Source organism: Streptomyces sp. NBC_01689, from assembly GCF_036250675.1.
Taxonomy (GTDB): domain Bacteria; phylum Actinomycetota; class Actinomycetes; order Streptomycetales; family Streptomycetaceae; genus Streptomyces.
Genome location: NZ_CP109592.1, coordinates 3556350 through 3568911 on the forward strand (window position 1 = coordinate 3556350; position 12562 = coordinate 3568911).

The 12562-nt window shown below is 72.0% G+C and carries 6 protein-coding genes; 1 reads left to right on the forward strand and 5 read right to left on the reverse strand.

Features of this window, described 5'->3' with window-relative positions:
- Positions 1-157: 157 nt before the first annotated feature.
- The gene (locus tag OG776_RS14910) at positions 158-3241 is read left to right on the forward strand and encodes a helix-turn-helix transcriptional regulator (RefSeq protein ID WP_443077267.1); all 3084 of its coding nucleotides are present in this window, start codon (positions 158-160) and stop codon (positions 3239-3241) included.
- Positions 3242-3364: 123 nt separating this feature from the next.
- Here OG776_RS14910 and serA read toward each other — a convergent pair whose 3' ends face one another.
- From serA to OG776_RS14935, 5 genes are all read right to left on the reverse strand, one after another.
- Positions 3365-4954: a phosphoglycerate dehydrogenase gene (gene serA, locus OG776_RS14915; protein ID WP_148010605.1), complete on the reverse strand. Its 1590-nt coding sequence runs from the start codon at positions 4952-4954 to the stop codon at positions 3365-3367.
- 435 nt (positions 4955-5389) lie between these two features.
- Positions 5390-6388, reverse strand: coding sequence for a ketol-acid reductoisomerase (gene ilvC, locus OG776_RS14920; RefSeq protein WP_148010604.1), 999 nt, complete (start codon positions 6386-6388; stop codon positions 5390-5392).
- A 115-nt stretch (positions 6389-6503) separates the two neighbouring features.
- On the reverse strand, positions 6504-7034 hold the full coding sequence (gene ilvN / locus OG776_RS14925) for an acetolactate synthase small subunit (RefSeq protein WP_148010603.1): 531 nt from the start codon (positions 7032-7034) through the stop codon (positions 6504-6506).
- Positions 7035-7054: 20 nt separating this feature from the next.
- Positions 7055-8911: an acetolactate synthase large subunit gene (locus OG776_RS14930; RefSeq protein WP_148010602.1), complete on the reverse strand. Its 1857-nt coding sequence runs from the start codon at positions 8909-8911 to the stop codon at positions 7055-7057.
- A 236-nt stretch (positions 8912-9147) separates the two neighbouring features.
- A complete protein-coding gene (locus tag OG776_RS14935) occupies positions 9148-12189 on the reverse strand; it encodes a putative bifunctional diguanylate cyclase/phosphodiesterase (RefSeq protein ID WP_187285705.1) in 3042 nt (1013 codons plus the stop codon).
- Between the last annotated feature and the right edge of the window lie 373 nt (positions 12190-12562).

The following is a 12562-nucleotide window of genomic DNA, read 5'->3' on the forward strand; positions in this document are numbered from 1 at the left end:
CCCGTCCGCGACCTGTGAACGCGGGCCTGCATCATCAGCCCGTCCGGCGCTTGAGGACGAGCCCTTCGGGCGAAGGCGGGGGTCCAAGGGCGCAGCGCCCCTGGCGGGCGTCCAGGAGGCGGAGCAGACGAGGAACACCCCGGCGACCCGTGCCAGGATGGCTGTCGTGGCACAGACATTCGGCACGCCCCTCATCGGCCGCGCCGGCGAACTCACCCGTCTCACCGACGTCCTGGCCCGAGCCCGCACCGGCACCCCCCGCTCCGTACTCGTCTCCGGTGACGCCGGTGTCGGCAAGACCCGCCTCCTGACGGAGGCCGCCGCCCACGCCGCGCGCACGGAGATGACGGTCCTGACGGGCCACTGCGTGGACCTCGGTGACGTGGGCCTGCCCTACCTGCCGTTCACGGAGATCCTCGGCACCCTCGCCGCGGACGACCGGTTCGCGGCCGCGTTCGCCGCCCACCCGGCGGTCGACCGCCTGCTCGGCGCGAGGACGGGCGCGCCCCGCACGGGCACGGGCACGGACACCGGGACCGGAACCGGCCCGGACACCGGGACCCGCACGGACACCGGCACCGGCACCGACTCCGGCGGCACCCCCGGGACCGACCCCGGCACCCGGCTCCGCCTCTTCGAGGGCGTCGCCGCCCTGCTGGCCGCCGTCGCCGAGATCACCCCCCTCCTCCTGGTCCTCGAAGACCTCCACTGGGCCGACCAGTCCTCCCGCGACCTCCTCCGCTTCCTTCTCAGCCGCGGGCTCCTGCAGCCCGCGGCGCCCGGTGCCCCGGCCCACCGCCTGGCCGTCTTCGCCTCCTACCGCGCGGACGACCTGCACCGCCGCCATCCCCTGCGCCCCCTGCTCGCCGAACTGGTCCGGCTCCCCTCCGTGGACCGCCTCGAACTCCGCCCGATGGCCGACGCCGAAGTGGCCCGTCTGGTGCGCGCCCTGCGGGCGGAGGTCCTCTCCGACACCACCGTCCGCCGGATCGTGGAACGCGCCGAGGGCAACGCCTTCTACGCGGAGGAGCTGCTCGCCGCGCTGCCCGGCGACGTCGACCCGTCCGCCCCCGCGATGCCGAGCGGCCTCGCCGACGTACTCCTCATCCGGATCGAGCAACTGTCCGACACCGCCCAGCAGGTGCTCCGCACGGCCGCGGTCGCCGGACGGCGCGTGGAGCACGGTCTGTTGCACGACGCCGTACAACTGCCGCAGGACACGCTGGAGTCGGCGCTGCGCGAGGCCGTCGGACGGCAGTTGCTGGTCCCCGGCGAGGACGGCACGTACTCCTTCCGGCACGCCCTGACCCGCGAGGCCGTCTATGCCGACCTGCTGCCCGGTGAACGGGTCCGGCTGCACCGCACCTTCGCGGGACTCCTCACCGGCCGGGCCCGTTCCGCCGAACGGGCCCACCACTCGCGGGAGAGCCACGACCTGGCCGACGCGCTCACCGCGTCCCTGGAAGCCGCCGACCACGCCCAGCTCCTCGGCGCGCCCGCCGAGGAGCTGCGCCATCTGGAGGCCGTACTCGAACTGTGGTCCGCCGTGGACCCCGGTGCCCGTCCCCGGACCGCCGGTCCCGTGACGCTCACACTGCGCGCCTCCGCGGCCGCCGCCCGCGCCGGTGACGCCCACCGGGCGGTCGCCCTCACCCGCGCCGCGCTCGCCCGGGCGGGTTCGGACGCCGACTCCGAGCTCGCCGCCCGGGTCCGCTACACCCTCGCGGGCCATCTGATGCGCGTCGACAGCACGAAGGCCGCGTACACCTACAGCAGCGAGGCACTGGCCATGATCCCGGCCGAACCCGCCTCGCACACCTGGGTGTGGGCCGCCGCCACCCACGTCATGGCCGCGCGGTACATGGGCCACGACGAGGACGCCCACCGGGTCGCCCGGCAGGCCCTGCGTACCGCCGAGGAGCTGCGGCTGCCCGACGCCCAGGCCGATCTGATCATCTCCCTGGTCGGTCTGGACGGCGGCAACCGGCGGACCCCGCGCGGCCGGGAGCGGCTGCGGCGCGCCCGCGACCTGGCCCGCGAGGCGGGCAACGTCTCCGTCGAGATGCGCGCCCTCTTCAACCTGGCCATCGGATGCTACGAGTCCGGAACGCTGGACGAGTGCCTGACCTGGCTCTCCGAGGGACTGGAGCGAGCGGACCGCTCGGGGCTGCTGTCCTCGCCGTACGCGCTGGAGCTGCGCTATCTCCAGTCCCTGATCCTCTACACCCTGGGCCGTTGGGACGAGTGCGCGCGGGCGGCCGCCTCCGACGCCGAACGGCTGCCGCCGGCGGGCGGGTTCGCCGTCGGCCCCGCGCTGTACGTCGCCCTCGCGCGCGGCGAGGACGGGACGGTCGAGCGCGCCCGTGCCCTGCTCGACGGGCCGTTCGACTGGATGGCCTCACTCGTCGCGGGCATCGTGCTGACCGACGCCGCGGCGCTGCGCGGCGACCCGGAGGGCGCCGTCGCGGCCCTGCGCGAGAGCCTCGCCGGACTCAGCGACGTCACCGGCAGCGAGCGGCCCGACATCGGTGTGCGGCTCGCCGCGCTCGCCCTCTCCCCCGTCGCCGACACGGCCGTACGGCTGCGTTCGGCCGGCGACGCGTCCGGCGCCCTCCGCTGGGCGGCCACCGCCACCGAACTGGTGGAGCTGGCCCGGACCACCGCGGCCAAGGGCGAGGACGGGACGCGGCAGGGCCCGGAAGGCCTGGCCTGGCTGGCCCGTGCCGAGGCGGAGTGGTCGCGCGCGTGCCCCCCGGCGGACGGCACCGCCGAGGAGCGGGCCGTCGCCGCGTGGGAGCGGACCGTCAGCGCGTTCGGCTACGGCGATCCGTACGAACTGGCGCGCTCCAGAAGGCGGTTCGCCGAGGCGCTGCTCACCGCGGGCCGGCGCGAGGAGGCCGCCGACCAGGCCCGCGCCGCCCGTGACGCGGCGGACCGGCTCGGTGCCGTGCCCCTGCGCGAGGAGGTGGACGCCCTGATCCGCCGGGGCCGTCTGACCGGGCCGGCGTCCGCCGCGGACCGGGTCGCGGCCCTCACCGCCCGGGAGAGCGACGTCCTGCGACTGCTCGCCCGCGGCCGCACCAACCGGCAGATCGGGGAGGAGCTGTTCATCAGCGGCAAGACGGCGAGCGTCCATGTCTCCAACATCCTCGCCAAGCTGGGCGCCGCGGGCCGGACCGAGGCGGTGGCCATCGCCTACCGCGAGGGCCTGATCGAGCCGGAGCCCACCGCGTCCGCATGAGGAGTCCGTCGCCCCGCGCGCCCGGGGCCCCGGCGGGCACGGACCGGCCGGGGCACGCACGACCGGGGCACGCACGACCGGGGGCCGGGCCCCCGAAGGTGACCCGGCCCCCGGCGGCGGATGTCAGACCAGGTTCACCGAACGGGCCGACGTGGCGCCGATCTCCTCGGCCACCTCGTTGAGAACACCCTGCGGGACCGTGTCGTCGACGGTGAGGACCGCGAGGGCCTCGCCGCCTGCGGCCGCCCGGGACACCTGCATGCCCGCGATGTTGATGCCCGCCTCGCCGAAGACCCGGCCGACGGTGCCGACGACACCGGGGCGGTCCTCGTAGCGCAGCACGACCATGTGGTCGGCGAGGGCGAGGTCCACGTCGTACTCGCCGACGGCGACGATCTTCTGCAGGTGCTTCGGGCCGGCCAGCGTGCCGGAGACCGCGACCTCCTGGCCGTCGCCGAGCGTGCCGCGCACGGTGACGACGTTGCGGTGGTCCGGGGACTCCGAGCTGGTCGTCAGACGCACCTCGACACCGCGCTCCTGGGCGAAGAGGGGCGCGTTGACGTACGACACCGTCTCCGCGACGACGTCCTCGAACACACCCTTGAGCGCGGAGAGTTCGAGCACCTTCACGTCGTGCTGGGTGATCTCGCCGTACACCTCGACGTCCAGGCGGACCGCGACCTCGCCCGCCAGCGCGGTGAAGATGCGGCCGAGCTTCTCGGCGAGCGGCAGACCGGGCTTGACGTCCTCGGCGATGACACCGCCCTGGACGTTCACCGCGTCCGGGACCAGCTCACCGGCGAGCGCCAGCCGCACCGAACGGGCGACGGAGACACCGGCCTTCTCCTGCGCCTCGTCCGTGGAGGCGCCGAGGTGCGGGGTGCAGACGACCTCGTCGAGCTCGAAGAGGGGGGAGTCCGTGCAGGGCTCCTTCGCGTACACGTCCAGGCCCGCGCCCGCGACACGGCCCTCCTTGAGCGCCGAGTACAGCGCCGCCTCGTCGACGATCCCGCCGCGCGCGGCGTTGACGATCCGCACCGAGGGCTTGACCTTGTGGAGCGCCTCGTCGCCGATGAGACCGACCGTCTCGGGGGTCTTGGGCAGGTGCACGGTGATGAAGTCCGCGACCTCCAGCAGCTCGTCCAGCGAGAGGACCTTGACGCCCATCTGGGCGGCGCGGGCGGGCTGGACGTAGGGGTCGTAGGCGACGACCTTCATGCCGAACGCCGACATGCGCTGGGCGACCAGCGCGCCGATGCGGCCGAGGCCGACGACACCGAGGGTCTTCTCGGCCAGCTCGACGCCCGTGTACTTCGAGCGCTTCCACTCGCCGTTCTTCAGCGCCGAGTTGGCCTGCGGGATGTGCCGCGCGGTGGCCAGCAGCAGACCGCAGGCGAGCTCGGCGGCGGTCACGATGTTCGAGGTGGGCGCGTTGACCACCATCACGCCGGCCTTGGTGGCGGCGGAGACGTCGACGTTGTCCAGGCCGACGCCGGCTCGTGCGACGACCTTCAGCTTCTTCGCGGCGGCGACCGCCTCGGCGTCGACCTTGGTGGCCGAACGGATCAGGACCGCGTCGACGTCGGCGATCGCGGGCAGCAGCTCGGCGCGGTCCGCGCCGTTGCAGTGCCGGATCTCGAAGTCCGGGCCCAGGGCGTCGACAGTCGCGGGCGACAGCTCTTCAGCGATGAGTACGACAGGTTTCGAGCTCACGTGAGTCCTCACAAGTCCAATGCGGACGGCCGTCCCGACGGCCGCGGGCGAGTGGAGGGATGCAGCGGCCTCGGGGAGGTGCCGGTGCGTTCTCGCGTCGTCCGGTGACGCTGCTCTCGGTCTGCCGGACGGGGCTCTCGTAGCGGAGGCTACTCGGGCCTGTGATCCGGTGCGGCGAGACTGCGTGCCGGGCGGCGCGGGGGCGTGCCTGCAGATCTTCGGGGTCGCTCGAGCCGCGTGGAAGACGCACGACGCTGTGGGCCTGACGCGTATGTTGTGCAGCAGTGTAGTGCCGCAACAGGGGTCTTCTTGCGCCGCTGTGGAAGGATCACTCGTCCGTGGCTGGACGGTGTGTACAACGTCGCGCGCACGGGCATCACCCAGGGTCGGGCCCAGGGGCCGGAGCGGTCCGCCCGGGCCCCTGGGCCGTTCGGCTCACGCCTCGTCGTTGACCCACGACATGAGCTTGCGCAGCTCCTTGCCCGTGGTCTCCAGGAGGTGGTTCTGGTCCTGGGTCTTGTACTCGTTGTACTTCTTCAGACCGGAGTGGTACTCCTCCATCCAGTTCCGGGCGAAGGTGCCGTCCTGGATCTCGGCGAGGATCTGCTTCATCTCGGCCTTGGTGGCGTCGGTGATGATGCGCGGGCCGGTGACGTAGTCGCCCCACTCGGCGGTCTCGGAGATCGACCAGCGCATCTTCTCCAGGCCGCCCTCGTACATGAGGTCGACGATCAGCTTCAGCTCGTGGAGGCACTCGAAGTACGCGATCTCCGGCTGGTAGCCGGCCTCGGTCAGCGTCTCGAAGCCCGCCTTGACCAGCGCCGCGGTACCACCGCAGAGGACGGCCTGCTCACCGAACAGGTCGGTCTCGGTCTCCTCGGTGAAGGTCGTCTTGATGACGCCGGCGCGGGTGCCGCCGATGCCCTTCGCGTACGACAGCGCCAGCTCGAAGCCGTTGCCGGTCGCGTCCTGCTCGACGGCCGCGATGCACGGCACGCCGCGGCCTTCCTCGTACTGGCGGCGGACCAGGTGGCCGGGGCCCTTCGGGGCGACCATGCAGACGTCGACGCCGGCCGGCGGCTTGATGAAGTCGAAGCGGATGTTCAGGCCGTGGCCGAAGAACAGCGCGTCGCCGTCGTTGAGGTTGTCCTTGATGGACTCCTCGTAGACCTGGGCCTGGATCGGGTCCGGCACCAGGATCATGATGACGTCGGCCTCGGCGGCGGCCTCCGACGGCGTCACCACGCGAAGGCCCTGCTCCTCGGCCTTCGCCTTGGACTTGGAGCCCTCGTGCAGACCGACGCGGACGTCGACACCCGAGTCGCGCAGCGACAGCGCGTGGGCGTGGCCCTGGCTGCCGTAGCCGATGACCGCGACCTTGCGGCCCTGGATGATGGACAGGTCGGCGTCGTCGTCGTAGAACAGCTCGGCCACTGGGGTTCTCCTTGGTGTGCGGTGTCGCGTCCCACCGTACGGCGGGCGGGGGGAGGAAAGTTTCCGGGTCTCGGCATACGGGCGGTCGGCGCGGACCGACCGCCCGTTCCGGGACTCAGGCTGAACGGTCGAGCGCGCGCAGCGACCGGTCCGTGATCGAACGCGCCCCGCGTCCGATCGCGATCGTGCCGGACTGGACGAGCTCCTTGATGCCGAACGGCTCCAGCATCTTGAGCATGGCCTCCAGCTTGTCGCTGCCGCCGGTGGCCTCGATGGTGACGGCCTCCGGGGAGACGTCCACGGTCTTGGCGCGGAACAGCTGGACGATCTCGACGATCTGGGAGCGCGTCTCGTTGTCGGCGCGCACCTTCACCAGGACGAGTTCGCGCTGCACCGCCGCGCCCGGCTCCAGCTCGACGATCTTCAGGACGTTGACGAGCTTGTTGAGCTGCTTGGTGACCTGTTCGAGCGGCAGCGCCTCGATCACGTTCACCACGATGGTGATGCGGGAGATGTCGGGGTGCTCGGTGATGCCGACGGCGAGCGAGTCGATGTTGAAGCCGCGACGCGAGAACAGGGCGGTGATCCGGGCGAGGACACCGGGCTTGTTCTCGACGAGGACGGAGAGGGTGTGCTTGGTGCTCATGGTGGGGACTCGGCTCTCTCTCAGTCGTCTTCGTTGTCGCCGAAGTCGGGGCGGACGTCCCGGGCTGCCATGATCTCGTCGTTCGAGGTGCCGGCGGCGACCATCGGCCACACCATGGCGTCCTCGTGGACGATGAAGTCGACCACGACGGGGCGGTCGTTGATCGAGTTCGCCTCTTCGATGACCTTGTCGAGGTCGTCCGGGGACTCGCAGCGGATGGCGTAGCAGCCCATCGCCTCCGACAACTTCACGAAGTCCGGGACGCGGGTGCCCGCGCTCGGCTGCTTGCCGTCGGCGGCCGGACCGCTGTGCAGCACGGTGTTGGAGTACCGCTGGTTGTAGAAGAGGGTCTGCCACTGGCGGACCATCCCGAGGGCGCCGTTGTTGATGATGGCGACCTTGATCGGGATGTTGTTCAGGGCACAGGTGGTGAGCTCCTGGTTGGTCATCTGGAAGCAGCCGTCGCCGTCGACCGCCCAGACCGTGCGGTCCGGCATGCCCGCCTTGGCGCCCATCGCGGCCGGCACCGCGTAGCCCATGGTCCCGGCGCCGCCGGAGTTCAGCCAGGTCGCGGGGTTCTCGTACTGGATGTAGTGCGCGGCCCACATCTGGTGCTGGCCGACGCCCGCGGCGAAGATCGTGCCCTCCGGCGCGAGCTGTCCGATGCGCTCGATGACCTGCTGGGGCGACAGCGAGCCGTTGTCGGGCTGCTCGTACCCCAGCGGGTACGTCTCGCGCCAGCGGCTGAGGTCCTTCCACCAGGCGCTGTAGTCGCCGCGGTGTCCTTCGCTGTGCTCCTTCTGCACGGCCTGGACCAGATCGGCGATGACCTCGCGGGCGTCTCCGACGATCGGCACGTCGGCCGCGCGGTTCTTGCCGATCTCGGCCGGGTCGATGTCGGCGTGGACGATCTTGGCGTACGGGGCGAAGCTGTCCAGCTTGCCGGTGACGCGGTCGTCGAAGCGGGCTCCGAGGGCGACGATCAGGTCGGCCTTCTGCAGCGCGGTGACGGCGGTGACCGCACCGTGCATGCCCGGCATTCCCACGTGCAGTTCGTGACTGTCGGGGAACGCGCCGAGCGCCATCAGGGTGGTGGTGACGGGCGCTCCGGTGAGTTCGGCGAGGACCTTCAGCTCGGCCGTGGCGTGCGCCTTGATGACGCCGCCGCCGACGTAGAGGATGGGCCGCTTCGCCTGGGTGATCAGCTTGGCGGCCTCGCGGATCTGCTTGGCGTGCGGCTTGGTCACCGGCCGGTAGCCGGGGAGGTCCATGACGGGCGGCCACTGGAAGGTGGTCTGCGCCTGCAGGGCGTCCTTGGCGATGTCGACGAGGACCGGGCCGGGACGGCCGGTGGAGGCGATGTGGAAGGCCTCCGCGATCGTCTTCGGGATGTCCTCGGCGCGGGTCACCAGGAAGTTGTGCTTGGTGACCGGCATGGTGATGCCGACGATGTCCGCCTCCTGGAAGGCGTCCGTGCCGATCGCCTTGGACGCGACCTGTCCGGTGATCGCCACGAGCGGCACCGAGTCCATGTGCGCGTCGGCGATCGGGGTCACGAGGTTGGTGGCACCCGGGCCGCTGGTGGCCATGCAGACGCCGACCTTGCCGGTGGCCTGTGCGTAACCGGTGGCCGCGTGACCCGCGCCCTGCTCATGACGGACGAGCACGTGCCGCACGCGCCGGGAATCCATCAGCGGGTCGTAGGCCGGAAGGATCGCGCCGCCCGGGATGCCGAACACCGTGTCGGCCCCTACCTCCTCGAGAGAACGGATGAGGGACTTGGCACCCGTCACCTGTTCGGGCGCGGACGGCTGTCCTCCGGAACGGGGCCGCGGCTGCGGATGGTGGGCCCCGGTGGCCTGCTCGGTCATCGTCATTCTCTTCTCGATGCTGAGGATTTTTGCGAGGTTTGTGCGGTGTGCGGTTGTTGGTCACAGGCACCTGTGCAACAAAAAACCCCTCGTGCCATGAGGCAAGCGAGGGGAGCGCGCCGGGTGCGGTCGCTGGGTGTTCCGGGTCCGTCCGGTGATCACCAGCTTCAGCCGACGCGCTTTCCAAGTACGAGAATTCGGGTGCGCATGGCATTGACCCTCCCCCCGGCACGCATCGACTGTCAAGTGGGTGGGACGGGAGTCTCATTATGTGAACGGAGGGCGGTGCCGCCCCCGAGAACAGCGGGCACACCACTCGTATACACCCCCGCGCCACCGCCGGCGAACACCGGCTCGGCGGGCCCGTGCGGAACCGGGTAGTGACCGGAGGACAGCGCTCTGCGCAGCCGGTACTCGTCGAGGGGGCCGGAGAAGGCCATCCCCTGCCCGTGCGTACAGCCCATCGCGCGCAGCGCCACGACCTGCTCGGGGAGGTCCACGCCGTCGGCCACGGACTGTAGCCCGAGGTCGGTGGCGATCCGCAGCAGCCCGCTGGTGATCTTGTGCAGCCGCGCGGACTCGACGACGCCCTCGACCAGGCCCCGGTCGAGCCTGAGGACGTCCACGGGGAGCCTTCTGAGGGCCGTGATGGCGGCGCAGCCGCCCCCGAAGCCGTCCAGGGCGATCCGGACCCCGACTCTGCGCAACGCGTTCAGCCGGCGCTCCAGCTCGTCCAGGCCGACCCGTGGATCGGTGTCGGACAGCTCGACGACCAGGGCGCCCGAGGAGAGCCCGTGCCGGGTCAGCAGGGCCTCCACGGAGCCGAGGGGCATGGAGCGGTCCAGCAGCCGCCGGGCGCTCACCCGGACGGCCACGGGGACGGTGACCCCCGCCGCGGCCCGCTCGGCGGCCTGCTCGACCGCCTCCTCCAGCATCCAGCGGCCCAGCTCGGCGGTCCGGTCGCTGTCCTCGGCGACCCGCAGGAACTCGGCGGGGGTGAAGAGCACTCCTTGGGAGGAACGCCAGCGGGCCTGGGCGGTGACCGTCGCGATCCGGCCGTTCTCCAGGCAGACCACCGGCTGGTGCAGCAGCGCGAACTCGCCGTCCTGGAGCGCGGAGCGCAGTCTGGTCGCCAGCTCCGCCTTCCGGACGACGTCCTGCTGCATCTGGGGCGCGTAGAGCTCGACGCGCCCCTTGCCCGCCGCCTTGGCGCGGTACATGGCCAGGTCGGCGTTGCGCAGCAGCTCGCCGGCGCCCAGTCCCGGTTCGGCGAAACCGACGCCGATGGACGCGGCCACCCGGACATCGTTGCCCTCGATGGCGTAGGGCTGCGAGAGCCTGATCCGCAGCCGGTCGGCGAGTTCCATGATCTGTTGCTCCCGGCCGGCCCGGTCCCGGCTGCCGTCACCCACGATCAGGGCGGCGAACTCGTCGCCGCCGAGGCGGGCGGCGGTGTCGCCGTGCCGCACCGAGTCCTGGAGTCTGCGGGCGGCCTGGACGAGGAGCTCGTCGCCCGCCTGGTGCCCGATCGTGTCGTTGACCGCCTTGAAGCCGTCGAGGTCGATGAAGAGGACGGCCGTGCCGCGGTCGGTGGAGCGGCGGCCGGACAGCGCCTGCTGGACGCGCCGGGTGAACAGGGCGCGGTTGGGCAGGTCGGTGAGCGGATCGTGCTCGGCGTTGTGCTGCAGCTGCGCCTGCAGCCGGACCCGTTCCGTCACGTCACGGCTGTTGAAGATGAGGCCGCCGTGGTGGCGGTTGACGGTGGACTCCACGTTGAGCCAGCCGCCCCCGCCGGACTTGAAGCGGCACTCGATCCGCGTGGTGGGCTCGTCCAGGTGGCTGGCGGCAAGGAAGCGGCGTACCTCGTGCACCACGCAGCCGAGGTCCTCGGGGTGGATCAGCGAGGCGAGCTCGGAGCCGACGAGTTCCTCGGCGCCCCGGCCGTAGACCCCGGCGGCCGCGGGGCTGACGTACTTCAGGATGCCGTTCGGCGCCGCGATCATGATGACGTCGCTGGAGCCCTGCACCAGGGAGCGGAAGTGGTTCTCCTTCTGGGCCAGTTCCTGGGTGAGGGTGATGTTGTCGAGCAGCATGATGCCCTGGCGCACCACGAGGGCGAGCACGACCAGACCGGCGGTGAGGAGGACCACGCGGTCGACGCTGTGGCCGTTGAGGACGTTGTAGAGGATCCCCAGGGTGCAGACGGCCGCGGCCAGGTAGGGCGTGAGCGCGCCCAGCGATCCGGCGATCGGGCGGGGGGCCGCGAACCGGTGGTGGCCCGCCTCCTGCGGGTCGGGGTGCCCCACGGGGTGCGCGCCGTCGGGACGCCGGCCCGGGAGGTGTCCGTGCGCCGCGCGCGCGTGCCCGTCCTCGCGGTGTCCACGTCCTCCGGGGCCGTCCTCGCCGGGTCCGCCCGCTTCGGGGCCCGTCCTTCCGCGCCCGGTCCCGCGCGGCCCGGTCCCGCCGTGCTCGTCGGGGTCCGGCTGTCCGTGCCGGGCGCCGGCCCAGGGGGCGTAGGCGAGGAGCAGCGAGCCGGCGAACCAGCCGGCGTCGAGAAGCTGCCCGGAGTGGTAGTTGTTGTGCAGCAGGGGCGAGGTGAACAGGGCGTCGCACATCACGGTCAGGGCGAGCGCCCCGATCGCGGTGTTCACCGCCGAGCGGTTCAGCGAGGAGCGCCGGAAGTGCAGCGCCAGCACCATGCTCACCAGGGCGATGTCCAGCAGGGGGTACGCCAGGGAGAGCGCGGTGTGCGCGACGCTCGGCCCGTCGAACTTCGCGGCCTGGGCGAGCGCGAGGCTCCAGGAGAGCGTGATCAGGGAACCGCCGATCAGCCACGCGTCGAGCGCCAGACAGATCCAACCGGCTCTGGTCACCGGCCTCTTGGCGAGCACGAGCAGCCCCACGATGGCCGGCGGGGCGAAGCACAGGAAGAAGATGTCGGCGAAACTGGGGGTCGGGACCTGCCGCTCCAGGACGATCTCGTACCACCCCCAGACGCCGTTGCCCAGCGAGGCCATGGCGGAGGAGAGTCCGAAGAGCAGCCAGGCGGGCCGGAAGCGGCTGCGCCGGTGGTGGGCGTAGAGGAAGCAGGAGACGGCCGCGGCGCCCGCGGCCGCGCTCAGTCCGAAGTCGCCCATGATCAGGGCCAGATCCGGCGAGCCCCAGCCGAGGGCGGAGCCGACGGCGTATCCCGCGCACACCAGGGCCAGCACGAGCTGGGAGACCAGACCCGTGCCGCCGCCGGGTACCGGACGGCGGGCCAGCAGCGCCCCGGGGGAACTCACCGGTCCCACCCGGTCCGCACAGCGGGGTCCCGCTGCTCCGGGCACGCTGGGTGTGCGTGCCTCCTGCGGGCGCCGTGCCTGCGGTGGTGATGGCCGCCGTGGCCGCAGTGGGCCCGTCCGCGCTCGGCCGCGCGCCAGGGTCGTCGGCGGCCCCGCCGCGTCGGATCGTTCGTCCATAGGCCGTGCATCGCCCGTCGCCCCCCTCGCAGTCCGAATGTCCATCCCCGGCGCCGAACGGTGCGCGGCGCAGCCCCTGTCCGGACGATACACCAGTCTCGTCACTCAGGGACATAGTTCCTCTACGCTCTGTGACGACCAGCGGGTATGCGGACACGAGCCGCATCCGGGGGAACGCGGAGGGTGCCCACTGTCC

What these genes read in the sequence shown, in the direction of transcription:
- OG776_RS14910 (WP_443077267.1), top strand. Translation starts at nt 158, where the DNA reads ATGGCTGTCGTGGCACAGACATTCGGCACGCCCCTCATCGGCCGCGCC.
- ilvN (WP_148010603.1), bottom strand. Translation starts at nt 7,034, where the DNA reads ATGAGCACCAAGCACACCCTCTCCGTCCTCGTCGAGAACAAGCCCGGT.
- OG776_RS14930 (WP_148010602.1), bottom strand. Translation starts at nt 8,911, where the DNA reads ATGACGATGACCGAGCAGGCCACCGGGGCCCACCATCCGCAGCCGCGG.